The sequence below is a fragment of the Nonomuraea fuscirosea genome (assembly GCF_035917475.1).
In the GTDB taxonomy this organism is placed as follows: Bacteria; Actinomycetota; Actinomycetes; order Streptosporangiales; family Streptosporangiaceae; genus Nonomuraea; species Nonomuraea fuscirosea.
The window spans coordinates 4,712,361-4,733,582 of the sequence record NZ_CP109074.1 but is presented as its reverse complement, the minus strand read 5'-3'; the positions used below and the strand labels follow the sequence as shown (position 1 = coordinate 4,733,582).

The following is a 21,222-nucleotide window of genomic DNA, read 5'->3' as shown; positions in this document are numbered from 1 at the left end:
TCGCCCAGTTGCCTTCTCATTATCGAGAATGATAACGTCCGATATGTGAGTTTTTCCATCGAGCAGTGGGCGGAGCTGGCGCTTCACCCCGTGCGCATCCGGATCCTGTCCGCCACGGCGGGCGCCCGCCGTACGGCGTCGGACCTGGCGGGCCTGCTGCCCGACGTGCCGCAGGCCACGCTCTACCGGCAGATCTCCACCCTGGCCAAGGCCGGGCTGCTGGTCGTGGTGGAGGAGCGGAAGGTCGGCGGTGCGAAGGAGCGCGTCTACGCGCTGCCCGAGGAAGGGCTGACCCCGAGCCCCCAGGCGCTGGCCGCCGCGTCGAGGGAGGAGCACGCGCGTTACTTCACTGCGTTCGTCTCCACCCTGCTGTCGGAGTTCTCGCGCTACCTGGCCGGAGAGCACGTCGATCTGGCGGCCGACGGAGCCGGCTACCAGCAGCTGGTGCTGCACCTGGACGAGGAGGAGTTCCTGCGCTTCGCGCAGGGCTTCGCCGAGCTGGTGCGCCCCCTGCTGGCGAACGAACCGGGAGGGCGGCGGACGCCTCGTCTGCTGGCGACGGTCCTCCTCCCGCTGAGGAAAGGATGACAGCCATGGCCACGGTCATGATCAACGACAGTCTGATCGCCATCGAGTTCGGCCCGTGGGAGCGGATGTTCGCCGGCCGGTCCCGGCACGTCGTTCCCGCGCACGCGGTACGGCAGGCGCTCGTCACCCCCCGGCCCCTGAGCGTCGCCCGCGGCGTGAGAAAGGGCCTCGCGGTGTCGGGGCACGCCAAGATCGGCGTCTGGGGGCTGTTCGGCGGCCCCCGCCAGCTGGTGGCGGCCACCCGCGACCAGCCCGGCGTGCACCTGATCCTGGATCGCGCGCGCTCAGGCGGCGAGTTCGACGAGATCGTCCTCTCGGTGCCGGACGCCGACCGGCTGGTCGCCGCCATCCGGCGGGCGGCCGGGTGACCGGCATCGAGGTACGTGACCTGACCATGGCCTACAGCCGGATCACCGCCGTCGACCAGCTGAGCCTCACCGTCCGGCCCGGCGCCGTGACCGCCTTCCTCGGTTCGGCGGCGCCGGCGAGACCACGACGATGCGCATGATGATCGGCCACGTGGCGCCCACCTCAGGCGGCGAGACCGTCGGCGGGCGCCGCTGCCGGGACGTCCCGCACCCGACCGGCGTGGTCGGGGCGGGCTTCGACGCCGCCTCTTTCCGTCCGCGCCACTCGGCCTTGGACACCTGCGCGTCTACGCCGCCATGGGCGGACACCCCCGCGCCCGCAGGGCCTGGCCTGGCTGCGCGCGCTCGCCGACGGGAGGCGCACCGTCCTGATCTCCAGTCATGTGCTCACGAGATGCGGGAGATCGCCGACGACGTGCAGGCTGGCGTCGGCGGGCACCTAGGCCGTGCCGTCGACCGTCCTGTCGTCGATCCGCACGCCGCCCGCGGCTGCGGCCGTCACGGTCAGGGCCCCGGCGTCGGCACCCCGCTCACGGAGCGCTCCGCAGGACTCGGCGGGCGGCCCAGACGGTGCGTTCGGTGCGGAGCGCGAAGTCGTCACGGCGCAGGATGCTGTGCGGGCCGCCGGTGTCGAGCAGCCCGTCGAGCGCGGCGAGGTCGTCGGCAGGAAGCGCCTGTGCGGCGGCGCCGCGAAACCGGCGCAGCGCGCTGAGCGCGTAGCGGCCGATCGCCTCGTCGCCGGAGCCGTCGAGGTGCACCGTGACGGTGCGTTCGCCGTCGAGGGCGAACCCGGCGGCGGTCAGCATCGGCCCCCAGTCGGCGCCGCGGTGGGGCAGACGCCCGGAGTGGACGTGTTCGGCCGCGGCGTGACAGCGCTCCTCCAGGCCGGGCCGCTCTTCTGGGGCGTCGGCGGGCAGGAAGCGGGGGAAGCGGGCCAGTTCGACGACGGCGAACAGGCCGCCGGGCGCGAGCAGGTCGTGGACCCGGCGCAGGACGCGGGCGGGGTCGGCCATGTGGTGCATCGAGGCCGACGCCCAGACCAGATCGGGCGTGCCGAGCTCCGGCCAGTCGGGGTCGTCGAGGTCGGCCCGCACGATGTCCAGGCGGTCGTCCACCTTGCGGGCGCACGCCTTCTCGCGCAGGCGCCGCAGGTGCTCGGGCGAGGTGTCGACGGCGGTGAGGCGCGCTTCGGGGAAGCGGTCGAGCAGGGCGAAGGTGCCCGCTCCTGTGCCGCAGCCCACGTCCACGATGTGACGTGGATCGGCGGCCAGGGGCAGCCACCCGGTGATGGCGGCGAGGTGCTCGGCGAGGACCTCCGCGTCCAGGTCGAGGATCTCCTCCTGGCTGTGGCCGCCGTGGTCGTGGGTGGGATGCGGATGCGTGTGCGTCATGACGCCACAGTACGGTGGCCATGCGCGTAAAGCATGATTCCTTTCGCTATACGCAAGACGATGACCGCCGCCTTTGCCGGACGCGCAAGCCGTGCCGTCAGTCCGGGGTGCCGGAGCCGTCGTCGTCGCGCTGGTGGCCGCGGCGCGCGTCGCGGTCGAAGATGCCCAGGACCTCGCACGGGCCGCGCTCGGCGCCGAGGGCGTGCGGCATCATCGTCGGGAACTCGGCGGCCTGGTTCGCCTCCAGGCGGAAGCGGCGGTGGCCGAGCATGAGGACGGCCGTGCCGGACAGGACGACGAGCCATTCGCGGCCCGGGTGGGCGCGCATCCGGGCTGGATTGTCGGGCGGCGGGTCGGTGATGCGCTGACGCATCACGGTCATGCCGGGGTCGGCCTTGATCGGCCAGCGCATCTGGCCGTGGGCGCCGTCGATCATCGGGCTGGTGACCACGTCGTCCGTGGCCGTCTCGACCAGCTGGTCGAGGGAGGTGTCCAGGGCGCGGGCGAGGGTGACGAGCTGATCCAGCGCGAGGCGGCGCCGGCCGTTCTCGATGCGGCTCAGTGAGGACTGGCTGAGCCTGGCCCGGTTGGCCAACTCCTCCAGCGACCAGCCCTGCGCGACCCGCAGGGCGCGGATGCGTTTGCGTACGAGGCTGTCCAGGTCTTCATCTTCTTGCTTCATAGGCAACATCCTATGCCCGTGCCGCAAGCCGGGGTTACCGTCTTCCGCAGACGGCCCGGATCCGCTGGGCCCTCGCCTTCCGACTCGCCCTTTCAGAGAGGACTTCATGAGCACCGACCAGCCCGTACCGGGGGAGAACGACGGGGGAGCGCCGGACGCGCGTCAGCTGCGCACGGTCCTGATCGCCGTCTGTGTCGCGTTGATGGCGGTCATCGCCTCGGTGACCGGCCTGAACGTCGCCCAGGCGGACATGGCCGTCGAGTTCGGCGCGTCCCAGACCACCATCCTGTGGATCATCAACGTCTACACCCTCACCCTGGCCGCCCTGCTGCTTCCGCTCGGCGCGATCGGCGACCGGCTGGGCCGCAAGCCCATGCTGATCACCGGTCTGATCGTCTTCGGGGTCGCCGGCGTGCTGGCGGGCCTGGCCCCGTCCGCCGGAGTCATGATCGCCGCTCGCGTGCTCAGCGGGGCGGGCGCCGCGATGATCATGCCGATCACCCTCGCCGTGATCACCTCGACGTTCCCCGCCGAGCGGCGCGGCAAGGCGATCGGCGTGTGGACCGGCGTGGCCGGAGGCGGCGGCATCATCGGCATGTTCCTGTCCGCCCTGCTCGTGGACGTGGCGCACTGGCGGTGGCTGTTCCTGCTGCCGGTCGCCCTCGTCGTCGTCTCGCTCGGCATGATGCGATCCGTGCCCGACTCCCGCGAGCACTCGGGGCACCCCTTCGACACCGTCGGCGCGCTGGCCTCCGTCGTCGCCGTGGTGGGTCTCATCTTCGTGCTCCAGGAAGGCCCGGAGCGCGGCTGGAGCGACCCGGTCACCCTGGCCGCCCTCGTCGCCGGTCTGGCGGCGCTGATCTTCTTCGTGGCCTGGGAACTGCGCCGCCCGGACGTGGCCCTCCTGGACGTACGTCTCTTCCGCGAGCGCGGCCTGAGCGGCGGCTCCCTCACCCTGCTGGTGGTCTTCGGCGTCCAGGCGGGCGTCTTCGTGGTCCTCTTCCCGTTCCTGCAGGCCGTGCTCGGCTGGTCGGGGCTGCTGTCCACGCTGGCGATGATGCCCATGGCCGTGCTGATGATGCTGACCTCCGGCCTGGCGCCCCACCTGGCCGCGCGCGTCGGCGCCCGCGCCACCATGGCGGCGGGGATCGCCCTGTTCGGCGCCGGTCTGGCCCTCATGGCCGGCATCGTCTCGGTCGAGGGCGGCTACCTGTCCATCCTGCCCGGCATGCTCGCCATGGGCATCGGCATGGGGCTGGCGATGACTCCCTCCACCGAGGCCATCACCGGTTCCCTGCCGAGGGAGAAGCAGGGGGTCGCCTCCGCGCTCAACGACATCACCCGCGAATTCGGCACCGCGCTCGGCGTCGCCCTGCTCGGGGCGCTCCTGGCGAACGGCTACCGCGCCGCCGTCGACGACCGGCTGACCGGCATCCCCCAGGGCCTGGCGGACATCGCCCGCCAGGGCGTCGCCAACGCCGTCGAGGTCGCGGGCACCGCCGGGCCCCACGCGCGGGCGCTGGCCGAGGCGGCCCGGCGATCCTTCGTCGACGGCTGGCAGCAGGCCATGTGGGCCGGCGTCGTGGTCATGGGCGTCCTGTTCGTCTACGCCGTCGTCCGCGGACCGTCGAACAGGCCCCCCGCGTCGGCGGGCCAGGAGAAGACATCCGGCGACGACCGGCACCCCCAGTTGTCCGCGTAGGTCATCCGGATCGTTCGCCCGCGATCAGCGCCTTCACGTCCGCGGCCGTCACCGGTCTGCCCCCGATGCCCCAGTCGCCGCTCTTGACCTCCTCGACGATGACGAGAGTGAGGGAGCGCAGGTTCTCGCCCTCGATGGCGACCATCGCGTCGGTCAGCTTCTCCACCATGTCGGCCTTCTGCGCGTCGCTGAACACGCCCTCGATGACCTTCACGTTGACGAGTGGCATGGGGTCCCCCTCCCCGTGGGTGCGGCGCACCGCCGCTCAGCGGACCTGCCCCTGCCTGAACTGGACAAACGCCGCTTGATAGAAATCTACAACGTAAAGGCGTCTGGCTATTGCAAGTCCCTCTCGACCGCCCAGAACCATAACTTTCCTCAACGAGACCGCACCTCGGATTGGTTCTAAGCTGACGGAGGTGACGGCATCGTCGGCGGGCGCGCGGACGCAGGAGCAGGTGCGGCAGCGGAACCTGAGCGAGGTGCTGCGGCGCGTCCATCGCGACGGCATGGTGTCGAGGGCCGCGCTCGGCCGTTGGACGGGGCTCAACCGCAGCACCATCATGGACCTGACCGCCGAGCTGGCGGCGGCCGGGCTGGTCCGGGAGGGTATGCCGGTCGGGCGGGGGCAGGCGGGCCGGCCGTCCATCGTGGTGATGCCCGAGCAGGGCACGCTGTACGGGCTCGCGTTCGACGTCGCGGTGGATCGGCTGGTGGCGGCGCGGGTCGGGTTGGGCGGCCGGGTGCTGGAGCGGCGTGAGGCGGTGCGGGCCCGCGCCGGGGTGGATCTGGGGGATGTCGTCGGTGTGCTGGCCGCGTTCGGCCGGGAACTGGTGGCCGGGGCCGGTCCTGACGCGTTGTGCGTGGGTGTGGGGGCGTCGTACTGCGGGATGATCAGGCGGGCCGACGGCATGGTCCGGTACGGGCCGCAGCTGGGGTGGGTGGATCAGGCGTTCGGCGCGGAGCTGGCGGCCGGGCTCGGCCTGGGGCTCGCGGTCGAGGTGGGCAACGAGGCGCATCTGGGGGCGATCGCGGAGCACGTACGCGGAGTGGGTTCCGACGTCGGCGATCTGATCTACCTGCACGGGGACGTCGGAGTGGGCGGGGGGATCATCGTCGGCGGTGAGCTGCTGGATGGTGACGGCGGTTACGGGTGCGAGCTCGGGCACATGCTGGTGAATCCGTTCGACGGGCGGCCCTGTCTGTGCGGCTCGCGTGGGTGCCTGGAGGCGGAGGTGGGGGAGGAGGCTTTGCTGGAGTACGCGGGGCGGTCCGGTGAGCTGGTGGGCCGGGAGGGCATCCGGGCCGTCGTCGGTCTCGCCGGGGCGGGTGACGATCGTGCGCGGGACGCTGTGGACCGGGTGGGTGATTGGCTGGGTGTCGGGGTGGTGAATCTCATCAACCTGTTCAACCCGGCGCTGGTGGTGTTCGGGGGCATGCTGCGTGATGTGTATCCCGGGGTGGCGGCGTGTGTGCGGGCGCGGATCGATGCGCATGTGCTGCCGGTGTCGCGGGAGCGGGTGCGACTGGCGGTGACGGCGCTGGGCGATGACACGACGCTCGCGGGGGCCGCGGAGCTCGCCTTCGCCCGTTTGCTGGATGATCCCCTCAGGACGTTGGCGGCTCTGCGCAGACCGGTGCCCTCTAGGGTGCGGGGGTGACGAGTCCGGTCCGGTAGGCGATGACGACGAGCTGGGCGCGGTCGCGTGCGCCCAGTTTGGTCATGGCGCGGCTGACGTGCGTGCGGGCGGTGGCCGGGCTGAGGAACAGTTCGGCGCCGATCTCCTGGTTGCTGAGTCCGTGGCCGACGAGGGTGAGTACTTCGCGTTCGCGTTCGGTGAGCACGGCGAGCTGGTGCTGTGCGGCTTGGGCGATTCTGCGCTGGGTGGCGAACTGGCTGATGAGGCGCCGGGTGATCCGGGGGGCGAGCAGTGCTTCTCCGGCGGCGATCACTCTGACGGCGTGCAGGAGTTCGGCCGGCCCTGCGTCCTTGAGGAGGAATCCGCTGGCGCCGGCCTGCAGGGCGTCGAAGACGTACTCGTCGGTGTCGTAGGTGGTGAGGATGAGGACCCGGACCTGCTCCAGCCCGGGAATGGCGGCGATCTGGGCGGTGGCCTGGATGCCGTCCAGCTTGGGCATGCGGATGTCCATGAGGACGAGGTCGGGGCGGGTGGCGCGGGCCAGTTCGACGGCTTGGGCGCCGTTGACGGCCTCTCCCACGACGGTGATGTCGTCCTCGAGGTCGAGCAGGACCTTGAATCCTGAGCGTACGAGGCCTTCGTCGTCGGCGAGCAGCACCTTGATCGGAGAGCCGGTCATCGGTGGGTCCCGGTGAGGGGGAGTCGTGCTCTGACCTGGAATCCGCCGTCGGGCAGCGGTCCGGCGTCGAGTTCGCCGCCCAGGAGCCGGCAGCGTTCGCGCATGCCGAGGATGCCGCGGCCGGAGGGTGTGGTGCCGTCGGGTCGCGGGGCCGGGGTGGTGCGGCCTTCGTCGGTGATGCTGATCTCGACGGCTTCGGTGCCGGGGTTCAGGGTCACGGTGACGCGGGTGGGGCCGGCGTGGCGGACCACGTTGGTGATGGATTCCTGCACGATGCGGTAGGCGGCGTTGCTGACCGTGCTGGGCAGCGGCGCCGGGGGCTGGGTGATGTCGATGGTGCAGTCGAGTCCGGCCTCGCGGGCTTTGGTGGCCAGTTCGTCGATCTGTTCCAGTCTGGGGTACGGCGCGCGCGGGTCGTCGTCGCCGGTGTCGTCGTCGCGGAGGACGCCGAGGATGGCGCGCATCTCCCGCAGCGCGCGGGAGCTGGTCTGCTCGATGGCGCGGAGTGCTTCGCGGGCCAGGTCCGGGCGTTTGCCGAGGACGTGTGCGGTGACGCCGGACTGGACGTTGATGATCGCTATGGCGTGGGCGACGGTGTCGTGGACCTCGCGGGCGATGCGCAGCCGTTCGGCGTCGACGCGTGCTCGTGCCTCCTCCTCGCGCGTGCGTTCGGCGAGTTCGGCGCGTCGCTGTGCTTCGGCCGCGATGACGTGCCGGGAGCGGATGGATTCGCCCAGGGCCGCGCTCATGACGGAGGCGCCGATGCGGAAGTAGACCCAGCCGATGGCGGCGCGTGGCTCGATGTCGGCCGCGGCGGTCAGCCAGGCGGCGGCGAGGATGAGGGTGCCGGCGCCGGCGATGACGAGGGAGCGGCGTCCGTCACCGTAGGCGGCGACGGTGTAGAGGGCGACGAAGAGCGCGAGCCAGCCGGGGCCGTCCGGGAAGCCGAGGGTGTAGTACGCCAGGCTGACGAGTGCGGTGACGGCGAAGACCGGCACCGGCCAGCGGCGGCGGACGGCGATGACCGCTCCGCTCGCGATCAGCAGGATGTAGCCGAGGTTGCCGAGGTCGGTGAGGGGGCGCTCGATCTGTTCGCCGGTGTTGCGCACGATCGTGCCCTGGACCTGCATCACGGTGATGAAGAGCGCGAGCAGGGTCTCCTGCGCCGGCACCGGCAGGCGCAACGTGACGGCGCGGTCTTTCATGCGTCGATCCTACGGTTTCCCGCAGGTGGGCATCCTGCGTCCGGAGGCGTGATGGGCGTACGACAGGGGGCGTACCGAGGGGCGGGTCGTCTACGTGGAACTGCGTAGAGGCCGCCGTCGGCCGGCGGAGGCGCGGCGGCGTCGGCGGCGCGACGATCGGTGGTGTGCGGCCCTCGCTGGTCTGCCGGCGCCCGTCGGCGGGGTCGTGGCCGAGTGGCCGTGCTGGTCGTGGGCGCCTGTCGTTCTCCTGAGAGGATCATCATGTCTGTCCGTGTTCTGTTGCTGTCCGCTGTGGCCGACCTGTCCGGGATGGCGGGGGCCGCCGGGCAGGAGGTGGCTCATGTGCCGGCGGAGCCCGTCGGGGCCTACGCCCTGACCGCCGGGCGGTTGTGGTCCGTGGTGGGTGCGCTGGTGGGGCTGGCCGGCGTCGTGATCGGCGGGCTGGCTCTGGCCCGTTCCGCCCGCCGGGCCGGTGACGGCGGGAGGAGGGGAGCCGTCGCGGCGTTGGTGGCGGGGCTGGCCGGGGCGGGCGTCGGCGGGCTGGTCGTGGCGGCCGCGGATGGGGGTCCCGGCACGGGTTACGGGATCGTCGGGGGTTACGTGGCGCTGGCGGTCGGGCTGGTCGCCGTGGTGCTCGGCGGGCTGGTGGTGGCACGCTCGCGCCGCACCGCCTGACCCGTACGCCGCGGCGTCTCGATCCGGGCGTGCTCAGCGGGCCCGTTCGACGCGGGCTTCGTCCCAGACCGGATCGTCGCTCTCGTAGACGGTTCCGTCGGCGCCGAAGATGAGGAAGCGGTCGAAGTCGGCGGCGAACCAGCGGTCATGGGTGACGGCCAGCACGGTGCCGGCGAAGGACGTGAGGCCCTGTTGCAGGGCTTCGGCGCCGGCCAGGTCGAGGTTGTCGGTGGGTTCGTCGAGCAGCAGCAGCGTGGCGCCCGACAGTTCCAGCAGCAGGATCTGCAGCCGCGCCTGCTGCCCGCCGGACAGGGTCTCGAACCGTTGCTGAGCGGCTGGGGCGAGCTCGTAGCGGGCGAGCGCGGCCATGGCTTCGTTCAGGGTGCGGGCGTGGCCGGTCGTCACCAGTTCGGCGGGGGTGTGGCCGTGCAGGTCGGGCCTGGTGTGGGTCTGCACGAAGTGTCCGGGGGCGACCCGGGCGCCCAGCCGGACGGAACCGGTGTGCGGGACGGAGGGGAGCGCGCCGTCCGCCGCTTCGGCCAGCAGCCGGAGGAAGTGGGATTTGCCCGAGCCGTTGGAGCCGAGGACGCCCACGCGTTCGCCGTACCAGATCTCGGTGTCGAACGGCCGCATCAGGCCGGTGAGTCCGAGTGCTTGGCAGATGACTGCACGTTTGCCGGTGCGGCCGCCGCGCAGCCGCATCCGGACGTTCTGCCGTCGGGGCGGGCGTTCCGGCGGGCCCGCCTCCTCGAAGCGGGCCAGCCGGGTACGGGCGGCACGGTAGGCGGAGGAGAGGGCGTCGTTGCCGGCCGCTGTCTGGCGGAGGGTCTGCACCAGGCGTCTGAGCCTGGCGTGTTCCTCGTCCCAGCGGCGGCGGAGTTCTTCCATCCGGTCGATGCGGTTCTGGCGGCCCTGGGCGTAGGTGGCGAAGCCGGCGCCGTGGACCCAGGCGCCGCGGGCTTCGACGGTCACGATGCGGTCGGTGGCGTTGGCCAGCAGTTGCCGGTCGTGGGAGACGAGCAGCACGGTCTTGGAGGTGGCGCTCAGTTGCTCTTCCAGCCATTGCTTGGCGGGCACGTCCAGGTAGTTGTCCGGTTCGTCCAGCAGGAGGACCTGGTCAGGTCCGCGCAGCAGGGCCTCCAGGACGACGCGCTTCTGCTCGCCGCCTGACAGGGTGCCGACCGGGCGTTGCCTGACCGCGTCGTACGGCAGGCCCAGGGCGGCTGTCGCGCAGGTGTCCCACACCACCTCCATGTCGTAGCCGCCGGCGTCGGCGTAGTCGCTGATCGCCTGCGCGTAGGCCAGTTGCGTCGTCTCGTCGTCGTGTGCGGCGAGCGCCGACTCCGCCCGTCGGAGGTGCGCGGCGGTGGTGCGGACCGGGCCGGGGGCGACGGACAGCAGCAGATCGTGCAGGGTCCGGTCGTCCCGTACGCTGCCGATGAACTGCCGCATCACCCCCAGCCCGCCGGAGCAGGCCACCCGGCCGTCGTCCGGTCGCAGATCGCCGGCGATCAGCCGCAGCAGGGTCGTCTTGCCCGCCCCGTTCGGCCCCACCAGCCCGGCCTTGACGCCGTCGCCGATGCGGAACGAGACCTCGTGCAGCAGCAGGCGCCCGTCCGGCAGCACGTAGGTGAGCCGGTCGACCTCGACATGTCCCGCCACCGCGCTCCTCGTCTGGACCGTTGCTCTATCGTCTGGACCATTGATCCGGTGCTCGATCACCATACTAGACTGGGCGGGGCGACGACGAGGAGGACGAATTGGCGGGGAGACGCTCAGGGTCGGCCGGAGACGTGTGGTTGCGAGCGCCCGCGCGGGAGGCGCGTGCGGCGCCGCCGCTCAGCCGCGACCGGATCGTGGCCGAGGCCATCGCCCTCCTGGACGAGGAGGGCGCCGACCGGCTGACCATGCGACGGCTCGCCGAGCGCCTCGGCACCGGCTCCACGACCCTCTACTGGCACGTGAAGACCAAGGACGACGTCCTCGACCTCGCCTTGGACGCGATCTTCGCAGCGGTGCAGATCCCGGGCGAAGGCGGCGGGGGTGACTGGCGTGCCGGCATCACCGCGCTGATCGGCGGATGGCACGCCGTCCTGCTGGCGCATCCCTGGTCGGCGGCGCTGCTCGGCCGTCCGATGCTGGGCCCCAACGTGCTCGCCCGCAGCGAGTTCCTGTACGGCACCCTCGTGGCGGCCGGGGTCACCGAACCGCACCTGACCGCCGCGGCGTACGGATTGTCCAACTACGTCATCGGTTCCGCGCTCATGCAGGCGACCTGGACAGCCCGGGAGCAGGGCGCGCGACAAGCCGCCCGGGAGCACTTCCGCGCCGATCAGGACCGCTATCCCGCCCTCGCCACCCACGGCCCCCTCGCGAAGGACGGCGACTGGGAAACCAGCTTCACCATCGGCCTCACCTGGCTCCTCGACGGCATCCAGGCCGGCGCAGCCGAGGAGGCATCCACGGAGTCGTAGCTCAGGCCCGCCCGCATGCGGCCGAGGACGCCGCGGTGGAGGCGTTACCGCTGGGCTGCCGGGGTCTCCTCGTCCGGCGGGCCTGCGGTTCGCCGGGGCTGCCGGACGATCTCCGGGGTACGTCCCGCGAGATTCCGGGAGATCGTTCGCCGGACGATGCAACGTCTTCGCCCTTTCGGCCGTCTGGGACGTGACGACTGAAGGGACGACAAGTGGACGACGAGCCCGGCTTCGACGACTTCGTCGCAGAGCGGACCGAAGCGCTGCTCCGCTACGGATACGTCCTGACCGGAAACCCGCATGACGCCGCCGACCTGGTCCAGGAGGCTCTCATCCGGCTGTGCGGCGCCTGGCCGAGGGTGAGGCACAAGGACAGCCCGCACAGCTACGTCCGGACCACGATGGCGCGGTTGCACATCAGCGTCTGGCGGCGGCGCCGGCGTGAACATCTCACCGGGGCCCCGCCGGACCGGGTTCATCGCGAGGTCTTTCCCTCCGAGGAGGAGCAGGGCCTGTGGCGGGAACTGGCCGCGCTGCCGCGCAGGCAGCGGGCCGTGCTGGTGCTGCGCTATTACGAGCAGCTCAGCGACGCCGAGATCGCCAAGGTGCTCGGCATCTCCGCCGGAACCGTGCGCAGCCAGGCCTTCCGTGGCCTGGACAAGCTGCGTTCCTCCCTCTTGTCCTCGATGGAGACCCACGGGAGCATGCGATGACCGATCTTGAAGAGAAGCTGAGCCGGGTCCTGTCCGGAGCGGCGCACGGCGCGCCGCAGGCGCCGGACGGGCTGCTGGCGACGGTCAAGACGCGCCATCGCCGGCGGCGGGCCAGGAACACCGCGGTGACCGCGGCCGCGGCCGTGATCCTGGTGGCGGGCGGGGTCGGCGTGGTGGTGAACGGTCTGGGCGTGGCGGGCGAGCCGCATCCCGCGGTGAGCGCGACCGGGGAGGCCGGGCCGCCGGTGAAGAAGGTGCCGCCGCCGGTCTGGAAGGTGTGGCCGCAGGCCGTGCACAAGATCCCGGCCAGGCTGCCCGACGGCCGCGCGTACTATCCGCAGCTGCTCCTCGACGATCGCACGCTGCTGGTCATGACGGGTGTCGGTGACGGGAAGCGCCAGTACCTGTGGAGCTACGACCTGGGCACCGGCCGGCCCAGGAGGATCGCCGAGATCCCCCCGACGAAGGGCTCGGCGATCTTCGCGGACGGCGTCGCCGCCGGTGGCGGCCACATCGTCTGGTGGGCGTCGTACAAGGAGAAGGGCGGCCCGCGGGTCGCCCGGATCTGGACGGTGCCGGCGGCCGGGGGCCGGCCCCGGCGGGTGACCGACGTGCCTCTCGGGAACGTCATGAAGGAGGGGCACATCCGCGAGCTGGCGGTGACGGGCTCGGACGTGGTGTTCGCCTACGAGAAGGGCGGCGTGTACCGGGTTCCCCTGAGCGGAGGTTCGCCGCGGCCGGTGCAGGGCGCCGAGCGGCACCACATCCTGAGCTGGCCGTGGGTGGGCGTTCACCGCGGGAAGGCGATCTTCCGTGAGGTGCTCGACGTCGAGACCGGCGAGCGGAACGAGGCCGCGGTCAAGGCGGGGGAGGAGGTCAGGTGCGGCGTCGAACGGTGCTGGGGGATCGACGTGCGCTACAAGACCGTCAAGGTCGACAACCGTGACTCCTCCGGCGAGAAGATCACATGCGGTGATCGCCCGTGCCCGAAGACGGTGCGATCCCGTACCGTGTTGCGGGGGTTTGTCCGCGATCGGGACGGCTCCCATGAGCGCGACCTGCCCAAGGACTTCCAGGAGAGCAACGAAGCCGGCCTGGAGCGCTTCTTCCAGACCTCGTTGCTGGGACCGGGAGACCAGCTCTTCGCGGCGCTCTACGACGCTGTCACCGGCAGAACCGCCGATCTCGGCATACGTCCGGACGCGACGGGGGGCACGGCGATGCCCGACAGTGGCTCCGACCGGCTGCTGGCCTACAAGGTCGGGAACGAGATGTACGTCCTGGACCTGGCCACGATCAAGTAGAGGCGCCCCGGCCCTGAGCCCGGCCTCGATGAAGGGCCGGGCTCATCGGGCGGCACTCGCGGCGGCCGGTCCGTCCCGCTCCTGGGACAGCACGGCGGACGTGCCGGCGATGAACACCCGCAGGCCGTGTTCGAAGGCCTCGCCGCCGATGGTCCCGCCGCCCTCGCGCACGGCGGCCGCCAGCACGGCCGGCGCCTCGTCCACGGACCGCGGCGCGGCCGGAGCCTCGTCGAGGGACTCCGGCGCGGCCGCCGCCTGCTCCCGCAGCACAAATCCGTTCACGTAGGAGGTCAGGGCCGCGATGGTGTGCAGCGCCAGCGCCGGGGTGAAGCCCCGCTCGACCATGGCCGCCAGCTCCCGCTCGAACAGGGCCACGGTCTCGTGGCTCAGCGAGCGCGCGTGGGCGACCACGCGCGCGCCGTCTCGCCGGGCCAGCAGCGCGGCGCGGTAGGCCCGGGCGCGGCGCGGGAGCCAGTCCTGCCAGGTCTCGTCGTCCTGGGGCGGGCCCATCCCCGGAACGCGGCAGATCGCGTCGGCCATCCCATCGAGAAGTTCCTGTTTGGTACGGATGTGCCAATACAGCGCAGGGGAGCGCACGCCGAGCTTCGCGGCCAGCCGGCGCACCGTGAGCCCCTCCAGCCCCACCTCGTCCAGCAGGCGGAGCGCGGTGTCGATCAGCACCTGCTTGGTCAGGCCTGGCCTCTTGTCGCTGGGCATGCGGGCAGCTTAGCATTGCTAAGGTCGGTCCTTAGCGATGCTAAGCGGGAGGCGTGATGCGGACCTACGACGAGGGGCGGGGACGGCCGATCGTGCTGGTCCATCCGGGCCTGTCCGACGGGAGGCGATGCGGGAAGGTGGCCGCGATCCTCGCCTCCCGCTACCGGGTGCTGCGCCTGGACCGCCTGCAGTACCGGCCGGATCGCGGCGCGCCCGTGCGGGTGGAGCAGGAGGCCGAAGAGGTGCTGCGGCTGGCCCGCTCGGCCGGAGAGCCGGTGGTGCTCTACGGTCACTCCTCCGGCGGGGTGGTCGCGCTGGAGGCGTTGGCGGCCTCACCGGCGTCGTTCGCCGGCGCCGTGATCTTCGAACCGCCCGCGGTGATCGGGCCGCCGCTGTCGGGAGAGGGCGGCGAGGTGCTGCGGCGGGCCCGCGCGGCGGTGGCGTCGGGCAGCCCGGGCAAGGGGTTGGCGATCTTCATGCGCGACACCGTGGAACTGCCGGACCCGCAGGCGAGGCTCGCCGGCGCGATCACCGCTCTCATCCCGCGCTACCGCCGCCTCATCCCCAGGCAGCTCGACGACCTGGAGGCGCTGGACCGGCTCGGAGTGCGCCTCGACGCCTACGCCACGATCAAGCTCCCGATGGTGCTGCTCGGCGGCGAGCACAGCCCGGCGCACCTGGCCGAGCGGCTGGACGCGCTCCAGCGCGTGCTGCCGCACGCCGAGCGGGTGGTGCTGCCGGGAGCCGACCACGGGGCCGACCTCAAGCGGCCCGCCGAGGTCGCGCGCGTCATCCGGGAGCTGGCCGAGAAGGTGTTCGCCGGCTGAGACGATGTGGCCGGAACGTTCTTGTCCAGGTCCGCCCACGCTCACGCGGACGCCTTGGAGCGCCCCGGCCGTCTTGATCACACCCTTGAAGCGCCGGCCGGCGTGATCACATCGCCGCGCCGGCGCTCGCCTTCGCGGAAGGCTCGGCGATCCACGTACAGCCGCTGGCCGGATGCGCGGAGGTCAGGATGAGCGCGTCGAGACGGTCACGGGTGAGGGTCAGCGCGGCGATCTCGGCGTCGATGCGATCACGCTCGGCCCTCAGCCGGGCCCGCGACTCCGGGGTGGTGGCCCTGGCCTCGACGTAGGGCAGCAGCTCGGCGATGGTCCGGCTGGACAGGCCGGCCGCGTGCAACATCCGGATCAGCCGCACCCGGTCGATCGCGGACTCGCGATAGTGGCGCTGCCCGGAGCCGCTCCGGTGCGCCTCCAGCAGCCCCTGCTCCTCGTAGTAGCGCAGGGACCGGACGCTGACGCCCGATCTCTCGGCCAGCTCTCCGATACGCACCATGACCTCCGTCACCACACCCGCTCCTGGCGTCAGCTCCCCACGGTATCCGGCGGGCGGGCCGGCGGAGCACCCGCGCCGATCATCGGCTCGGGAGGGCGGTGACGCTGGTCAGGCGCTTGAGCGCGGCCGGGACGATCCAGTAGTACACCCAGGTGCCGCGCCGCCGGCCGTCGATCAGCCCGGCCTCGCGCAGCACCTTCTACGCCAAGCTCTTCGGCGCCGAACCGGCCAAGCGCCGTCCCGGCTACGCCAACTCGTGCTGCCCGTGAGGGGCCCGGATGTCGTCCGTACCCCTTGATCGCGCAGGATGGCGGGGGAGAGGCGATCGCCGTCGAAGGGGAGAACGAGCCGAGATGGACGTGTACGAAGCCGTGGACAGCCGCCGGGCGGTGCGGGCGTTCAGCGACGAGCCGGTCCCCAGGGACGTGCTCGAACGGGTGCTCGCCGCCGCGACGCGGGCCCCGTCGAGCGGGAACCTCCAGCCCTGGCACCTCTACGTCGTGACCGGCGAGCCGCTGGCGGAGCTGAAACGGCGGGCGACGGCCAGGGCACTGGCGGGAGACCCGGGCGATGAGCGGGAATATCCGATGTATCCGGCCGAACTGACCTCGCCTTACCGGGACCGTTTCTCCGCCGCGGCCGCCCAGCGGTACCAGGCGCTGGGGATCCGGCGCGACGCCCCCGACCGGCCCGTCAGGATCGCGGCGCTGAACTCGGAGGCGTTCGGAGCGCCCGTCGTCCTGTTCTGCTACCTGGACCGGACGATGGGCCCCGGGCAGTGGGCGGACGCGGGCATGTACCTGCAGACGGTCATGCTGCTGCTGCGGGCGGAAGGGGTGCACAGCTGCCCGCAGGTGATGTGGACCATGTTCCGCAGGACCGTCAGCGAGATCGCCGGCGCCGATGACGACCTCGTCCTGCTCTGCGGCGTCGCGGTGGGGTACGAGCGGGAAGGCGCGGTACGCCTGCGCACCGGCCGGGCGGAGATGACGGAAACGGTGCGCTTCATCGGCACGTGACGCCGGACCGCCGCTCACGCGCCACCGCTCACGCCTGAGCCGGTCACTCCGCCGCTCGTCACTCCGCCGCTCGTCACGCCGGTCCCGAGCAGCGCTTTGAGGTCGCCGTAGAACGCGGGCCGCGCCGTGACCTGGAAGGGCACGAGGTTCAGCAGCACGCTCCTGGCGCCCTGGCGGTGCAGGCAGACGTGGACGGGCGCCCGGCCGGGATGGGCGAGCAGGATCTGCTTCAGTTCCCGCACGACCCGCGGGTTCAGCTGCGTCTCCTGCACCGAGAGCACCACGGGTGGAGGGGCGTCACCCTGGGAGACGTCCAGGATCGCGATCTCCTCCCCGTAGACGCTCATCGTCTCCTCGCGGACGTTGACCCGGCCGCGGACGGAGATGACGCGGTCCTCGGCCAGCGCCGCGCCGTAGAGGGCGTAGGTCTTGGGGAAGACGAGGCACTCCACGGAGGCGTCGTGGTCCTCAAGAGTGACGATCGCCCACGGGCTGCCCTGTTTGGTGACCTTGCGCTGCAGGCCGGAGACGATGCCGCTGATCCGGGTCACGCCGTCCTGACGTCCCGAGGCGAGCAGGTCGGCGATGGTGGTGTCGCGGTGGGCGGACAGGACGCCTTCCGCGCCGTCGAGCGGGTGGCTGGAGACGTAGAGGCCGAGCATCTCGCGTTCGAAGGCGAGCAGGACGGCCTTGTCCCACTCGCCCCGCGGGATCGCGACCGAGAAGGCGCCGCGCTGACCGGGCTCGCCGAACAGCGAGTCCTGGCCGTGCGCCTCGTTCCGCTTGACGTCGATGACCGCGTCCACGGCGGTTTCGTGCACGGCGACCAGGGCCTTCCTGTGGTGGCCCAGGCTGTCGAAGGCGCCCGCCTTGGCCAGCGACTCGACCACCCGCTTGTTGCACACGACCGCCGGCACCTTGGCCAGGAAGTCGTTGAAGTCGGTGTACGCGCCGCGGGCCTCGCGGGTGGCGACGATCGCCTCCACGACGCCCGCGCCCACGTTCCGCACCGCGCCCAGGCCGAAGCGGATCTCCGACCCGACGGCGGTGAAGTCCAGCCGGCTGGCGTTGACGTCGGGAGGCAGCACCTTGATGCCCAGGCGCCGGCAGTCCGACAGGTAGACGGCCATCTTGTCCTTGTCGTCGCCGACGGAGGTGAGCAGCGCGGCCAGGTACTCGCACGGATGGTTGGCCTTGAGGTAGGCCGTCCAGTAGGAGACCAGGCCGTACCCGGCGGTGTGCGACTTGTTGAAGCCGTACCCGCTGAACGGGACCAGGACGTCCCAGACCGCCTTGACGGCCTCCGCCGAGAAGCCGCGCCCGCGCATGCCCGCCGCGAAGCGGTCCCATTCGGCGTCCAGGACCTCCTTCTTCTTCTTGCCCATGGCCCTTCGCAGCATGTCGGCGGCGCCGAGGGAGTAGCCGGCCAGCTGCTGGGCGATGGCCATCACCTGCTCCTGGAAGACCACCAGGTGGTAGGTGTCGCCGAGGATGGGCTCCAGCGCCTCCGCCAGCTCGGGGTGGATCGGCTCGACCGGTTGCCTGCCGGTCTTGCGCAGCGCGTAGTTGGTGTGCGCGTTCATCTCCATCGGGCCGGGCCGGTACAGCGCGTTCACCGCGGCGATGTCGGTGAACGTGGTCGGCCGCATCAGCTTCAGCAGCACCCGCATGCCGCCGCTGTCCAGCTGGAAGACGCCGAGCGTGTCGCCGCGCGCCAGCAGCTCGTACGTCGCCGCGTCGTCGAGCGGGATCTCCAGGACGTCGATGGCGATGCCCTTGTTGGCGCGGACGTTCGTGACGGCGTCGCCGATGACGGTGAGGTTGCGCAGGCCGAGGAAGTCCATCTTCAGCAGGCCCATGTCCTCGGCCTGGGTGAAGGGGAAGCCGGTGATGACGGGTCCGTCCGCCTTGGGCTTGGAAAGCGGGATCACGTCGATGAGCGGCTCGCGGGAAAGGATCACGCCGGCGGCGTGGATGCCGGTGCCCCGGGTGAGGCCCTCGATGCCGGTGGCGGTGTCGATCACCGTCTTGACGTCCGGGTCCTGCTCGTACATCTGGCGCAGCTCGGTGGCCTCGCCGTGGCGGGGATGGCCGGTGTCATGAATGGCGGCCAGCGGGATCTCCTTGCCTCCGTCCGCCGCGGGGAAGGCCTTGGTGATGCGGTCGCCCAGCGCGTACGGCAGGCCGAGCACCCGGCAGGAGTCCTTGATGGCGGCCTTGGCCTTGATGGTGCCGAACGTGACGATCTGGCAGACCCGGTCGTCGCCGTACCTGCGGGTGACGTAGTCGATCATCTCGTCCCGTCGGCGGTCGTCGAAGTCGAGGTCGACGTCCGGCATGGAGATGCGCTCGGGGTTGAGGAAGCGTTCGAAGATGAGCTGGTGCTCGATCGGGTCCAGCTGGGTGATGCCGGTGCAGTAGGCGACGATCGACCCCGTCGCCGAGCCACGGCCCGGGCCCAGGCCGATGCCCTGCTCGCGGGCGTACCGGCAGATGTCGGCGACCACCAGGAAGTAGCCGGGGAAGCCCATCATGTCGATCACCGACAGCTCGTAGTCGATGCGGTCCAGCACCTCCTGCGCCGGCCGCCCGCCGTAGCGGCGGCCGGCCCCCTCCAGGGTCTCCTTCCGCAGCCAGCTCGACTCGCTCTCCCCTTCCGGTACGGGGAAGCGCGGCGTCAGGTCGCGGTGCGCGAACACCGCCCCGTAGTCGCCGACCCGCTCGGCGACCAGCAGGGTGTTGTCGCAGGCGCCCGGCACCTCGGCGTCCCACGACGCGCGCATCTCCGCGGCGGACTTGACGTAGTAGCCGCTGCCGCCGAACCGGAAGCGGTCGGCGTCGGCCAGTCGTTTGCCGGTGCCGACGCACAGCAACGCGTCGTGGGCCTGGGCCTGGCTCTTCGTCACGTAGTGGGAGTCGTTGGTGGCCAGCGGCGGCAGGTCGAGCTCCTTGGCCAGCTTGAGCAAGTCGTCGCGGACCCGGCGCTCGATGGCCAGGCCGTGGTCCATCAGCTCCAGGAAGTAGTTGCCCGGGCCGAAGATGTCGCGGTAGCGGGCGGCGGCCGCGACGGCCTCGTCGTACTGGCCGAGGCGGAGCCTGGTCTGCACCTCGCCGGACGGGCAGCCGGTGGTGGCGATGATGCCCTGGTGGTGCTCGGCGAGCAATTCATCATCCATGCGCGGATATTTCTGGACATGGCCTTCGAGCCAGGCGCGGGACTGCAGCCGGAAGAGATTCCGCAGACCCTGTTCGCCGGCCGCCCACATCGTCATGTGCGTGTACAGGCCACGCCCGGAGACGTCCCCGCCCGCGCCGGTGCCGTCGTCGGAGCGGCGCAACGAGAGGTCGTCGCTGTAGTACACCGGCTTGCGATGGTGCCTGGAGGCGGGGGCGACGTACGCCTCGATGCCGATGATCGGCTTGATCCCCGCCTTGCGCGCCGTCTGGTGGAACTCGTACGCCCCGTACACGTTGCCGTGGTCGCTCATCGCCACGGCAGGCATGCCCTGCCGCGCCACCTCCGCCATCAGCGGGCCGACCTTGGCGGCGCCGTCGAGCATGCTGTATTCGGTGTGCACGTGGAGGTGCACGAAGGATCCCACCGGAAACCACGCCCTCGGTTGTAGGTCGGCCGCGAACCCGAGCATTCGACCCGAGATCAGACGTGGTTGTCCAACAATCGACACACCGGCAATCCACAACCAGAAGTTGTCCTGCTTCGTCCTGTCAGCGGTGGCGCAGCTCCGCGAGCAGCAGGTTCGAGTCGTCCCCTTTCAGGTTCGCGCCGTTGGTCACGTAGGCCCGGTCGCCCCGGACGACGACGGCCGTGGTCCCCTGCATGCCGTCTCCGGCGTCCAGCAGGGTCTCCCGCGTGCCGTCCTGGTTCACCCGGACGAGCTTGTCGGCCTGGTTGATCGCGGCGAGGATCTCGGTGCCGTGGCCGGTGAAGTCGAAGTCGTCGATGCCTGCCAGCCCCATGGCCCGGACCTCGGCGCGGCCGGAGCCGCCGTCTTCGGCCACGGAGATGCGGACGATGGTGCCGCGGTCGGAGTTGCTCGCCCACACGGCGCCGTCGTGGATCTTCAGGCCGTTGGCGCCGAAGAAGGACGTAGGAGCCAGGGCCGGGTCGGCCGACCACACGGAGGCCTTGCCGTGGCGCAGCGGGGCCTGCCAGATGCGCCCGCCGGCGGAGTCGGTGACCAGGAAGCGGTCCCGTTCGCCGTCGATGACCAGCGCGTTCGGCATGGTGTCGGCGGGCAGTGGCACGACGAGCCGGGGCCCGCCGGAGCGGCGGAGCTGCCAGATGCCGGTCAGCCCGCCCCGGCCGGCGGAGTAGAGGAAGTACACGGAGCCGGCGCCGGACCGGGCGACGCCGGTGACGACGGGGGTTCCGACGACCGGGGTGGTGCCGCCGCCGCCCGGAGGCAGCGGCATGGTGACGAGCGGCCGGACGGTGCCGTCACGCGTGACCCGCACCACCTGGCGGGCGGGGATCATGCCGACGATCGCGCCGCCGCCGGGCTCGGGGGCGATGCTCTCGGCGGCCTGGCCCGCGGCCCGGTCGAAACGGGCGAGGACACGTACGTCCCCCAGGCCAGTGCGGGCGGGAAGCGTGGCCGCGGCCGGCGTCTCGGCGCCGGCGAGGAGCAGGACGGTCAGGCCGATCATGGCGGCGCACCGCCGTGACCTGGTGGATCGGCGCAGGAGCATGGTCATCCTTCCGGACG

Annotated in this window: 21 protein-coding genes; 11 read left to right on the top strand and 10 right to left on the bottom strand. The window is 71.6% G+C overall.

The window, feature by feature from the left end:
* Nucleotides 1-45: 45 nt before the first annotated feature.
* From OIE67_RS21850 to OIE67_RS21840, 3 genes are read left to right on the top strand one after another with little or no spacing between them, the layout of a single operon-like run.
* A complete protein-coding gene (locus OIE67_RS21850; RefSeq protein ID WP_326643167.1) occupies nucleotides 46-588 on the top strand; it encodes a helix-turn-helix domain-containing protein in 543 nt (180 codons plus the stop codon).
* Between the two features lie 5 nt (nucleotides 589-593).
* Entirely contained in the window at nucleotides 594-956 is a 363-nt protein-coding gene (locus OIE67_RS21845) for a hypothetical protein (protein ID WP_326643165.1), read from the top strand.
* Nucleotides 953-1,096, top strand: a complete 144-nt coding sequence (locus OIE67_RS21840) for a hypothetical protein (RefSeq protein WP_326643163.1) — start codon at nucleotides 953-955, stop codon at nucleotides 1,094-1,096. Before OIE67_RS21845 ends, OIE67_RS21840 begins: the two co-directional genes overlap by 4 nt.
* 390 nt (nucleotides 1,097-1,486) lie before the next feature.
* Here the strand turns inward: OIE67_RS21840 and OIE67_RS21835 are convergent, their stop codons facing one another.
* Both OIE67_RS21835 and OIE67_RS21830 read right to left on the bottom strand, forming a co-directional pair.
* Entirely contained in the window at nucleotides 1,487-2,347 is an 861-nt protein-coding gene (locus OIE67_RS21835; RefSeq protein ID WP_326643161.1) for a class I SAM-dependent methyltransferase, read from the bottom strand.
* A gap of 97 nt (nucleotides 2,348-2,444) precedes the next feature.
* The gene (locus OIE67_RS21830) at nucleotides 2,445-3,029 is read right to left on the bottom strand and encodes a helix-turn-helix domain-containing protein (RefSeq protein WP_326643159.1); all 585 of its coding nucleotides are present in this window, start codon (nucleotides 3,027-3,029) and stop codon (nucleotides 2,445-2,447) included.
* A 106-nt stretch (nucleotides 3,030-3,135) separates the two neighbouring features.
* Between OIE67_RS21830 and OIE67_RS21825 the strand changes: the two genes are divergently transcribed.
* Complete coding sequence (locus OIE67_RS21825) at nucleotides 3,136-4,731, top strand: MFS transporter (RefSeq protein ID WP_326643157.1); 1,596 nt, start codon at nucleotides 3,136-3,138, stop codon at nucleotides 4,729-4,731.
* Nucleotide 4,732: 1 nt separating this feature from the next.
* On the opposite strand, the gene OIE67_RS21820 is transcribed toward OIE67_RS21825, so the two are convergent.
* On the bottom strand, nucleotides 4,733-4,960 hold the full coding sequence (locus tag OIE67_RS21820; RefSeq protein WP_326643156.1) for a tautomerase family protein: 228 nt from the start codon (nucleotides 4,958-4,960) through the stop codon (nucleotides 4,733-4,735).
* Nucleotides 4,961-5,150: 190 nt separating this feature from the next.
* Here OIE67_RS21820 and OIE67_RS21815 point away from each other — a divergent pair, with 190 nt between their 5' ends.
* Nucleotides 5,151-6,392: an ROK family protein gene (locus tag OIE67_RS21815; protein WP_407674875.1), complete on the top strand. Its 1,242-nt coding sequence runs from the start codon at nucleotides 5,151-5,153 to the stop codon at nucleotides 6,390-6,392.
* Here the strand turns inward: OIE67_RS21815 and OIE67_RS21810 are convergent.
* Nucleotides 6,376-7,050: a response regulator transcription factor gene (locus OIE67_RS21810; protein ID WP_326643154.1), complete on the bottom strand. Its 675-nt coding sequence runs from the start codon at nucleotides 7,048-7,050 to the stop codon at nucleotides 6,376-6,378. The genes OIE67_RS21815 and OIE67_RS21810 overlap by 17 nt on opposite strands.
* Nucleotides 7,047-8,255: a sensor histidine kinase gene (locus OIE67_RS21805; RefSeq protein WP_326643152.1), complete on the bottom strand. Its 1,209-nt coding sequence runs from the start codon at nucleotides 8,253-8,255 to the stop codon at nucleotides 7,047-7,049. The genes OIE67_RS21810 and OIE67_RS21805 overlap by 4 nt, the downstream gene beginning before the upstream one ends.
* Nucleotides 8,256-8,516: 261 nt before the next feature.
* On the opposite strand from OIE67_RS21805, the gene OIE67_RS21800 reads away from it, so the two are divergent.
* The gene (locus OIE67_RS21800; RefSeq protein WP_326643150.1) at nucleotides 8,517-8,930 is read left to right on the top strand and encodes a DUF6223 family protein; all 414 of its coding nucleotides are present in this window, start codon (nucleotides 8,517-8,519) and stop codon (nucleotides 8,928-8,930) included.
* A gap of 33 nt (nucleotides 8,931-8,963) precedes the next feature.
* Here the strand turns inward: OIE67_RS21800 and OIE67_RS21795 are convergent, their stop codons facing one another.
* Nucleotides 8,964-10,592 carry an ABC-F family ATP-binding cassette domain-containing protein gene (locus tag OIE67_RS21795; protein ID WP_326643148.1) on the bottom strand — a complete coding sequence of 543 codons (1,629 nt, stop codon included), beginning with the start codon at nucleotides 10,590-10,592 and terminating at the stop codon, nucleotides 8,964-8,966.
* A gap of 98 nt (nucleotides 10,593-10,690) precedes the next feature.
* Here OIE67_RS21795 and OIE67_RS21790 point away from each other — a divergent pair, with 98 nt between their 5' ends.
* The 3 genes from OIE67_RS21790 (at nucleotide 10,691) to OIE67_RS21780 (ending at nucleotide 13,421) form a co-directional block, all read left to right on the top strand.
* A complete protein-coding gene (locus tag OIE67_RS21790) occupies nucleotides 10,691-11,404 on the top strand; it encodes a TetR/AcrR family transcriptional regulator (protein WP_326643146.1) in 714 nt (237 codons plus the stop codon).
* A gap of 212 nt (nucleotides 11,405-11,616) precedes the next feature.
* On the top strand, nucleotides 11,617-12,117 hold the full coding sequence (locus tag OIE67_RS21785; protein WP_326643144.1) for a SigE family RNA polymerase sigma factor: 501 nt from the start codon (nucleotides 11,617-11,619) through the stop codon (nucleotides 12,115-12,117).
* A complete protein-coding gene (locus tag OIE67_RS21780) occupies nucleotides 12,114-13,421 on the top strand; it encodes a TolB family protein (RefSeq protein WP_326643142.1) in 1,308 nt (435 codons plus the stop codon). Before OIE67_RS21785 ends, OIE67_RS21780 begins: the two co-directional genes overlap by 4 nt.
* 42 nt (nucleotides 13,422-13,463) lie before the next feature.
* On the opposite strand, the gene OIE67_RS21775 is transcribed toward OIE67_RS21780, so the two are convergent.
* Nucleotides 13,464-14,138, bottom strand: a complete 675-nt coding sequence (locus OIE67_RS21775; protein ID WP_326643141.1) for a TetR/AcrR family transcriptional regulator C-terminal domain-containing protein — start codon at nucleotides 14,136-14,138, stop codon at nucleotides 13,464-13,466.
* Nucleotides 14,139-14,194: 56 nt separating this feature from the next.
* Here OIE67_RS21775 and OIE67_RS21770 point away from each other — a divergent pair, with 56 nt between their 5' ends.
* A complete protein-coding gene (locus tag OIE67_RS21770; RefSeq protein ID WP_326643138.1) occupies nucleotides 14,195-14,965 on the top strand; it encodes an alpha/beta fold hydrolase in 771 nt (256 codons plus the stop codon).
* Between the two features lie 106 nt (nucleotides 14,966-15,071).
* Here the strand turns inward: OIE67_RS21770 and OIE67_RS21765 are convergent, their stop codons facing one another.
* A complete protein-coding gene (locus OIE67_RS21765; RefSeq protein ID WP_407674874.1) occupies nucleotides 15,072-15,476 on the bottom strand; it encodes a MerR family transcriptional regulator in 405 nt (134 codons plus the stop codon).
* Nucleotides 15,477-15,829: 353 nt separating this feature from the next.
* On the opposite strand from OIE67_RS21765, the gene OIE67_RS21760 reads away from it, so the two are divergent.
* Nucleotides 15,830-16,495 carry a nitroreductase gene (locus OIE67_RS21760; RefSeq protein ID WP_326643136.1) on the top strand — a complete coding sequence of 222 codons (666 nt, stop codon included), beginning with the start codon at nucleotides 15,830-15,832 and terminating at the stop codon, nucleotides 16,493-16,495.
* A 14-nt stretch (nucleotides 16,496-16,509) separates the two neighbouring features.
* Here OIE67_RS21760 and dnaE read toward each other — a convergent pair whose 3' ends face one another.
* Together dnaE and OIE67_RS21750 are read right to left on the bottom strand one after the other, a co-directional pair.
* Nucleotides 16,510-20,142, bottom strand: a complete 3,633-nt coding sequence (gene dnaE / locus OIE67_RS21755) for a DNA polymerase III subunit alpha (protein WP_326643134.1) — start codon at nucleotides 20,140-20,142, stop codon at nucleotides 16,510-16,512.
* 79 nt (nucleotides 20,143-20,221) lie between these two features.
* Nucleotides 20,222-21,205, bottom strand: coding sequence for a hypothetical protein (locus OIE67_RS21750; RefSeq protein WP_326643133.1), 984 nt, complete (start codon nucleotides 21,203-21,205; stop codon nucleotides 20,222-20,224).
* Nucleotides 21,206-21,222 lie beyond the last annotated feature (17 nt).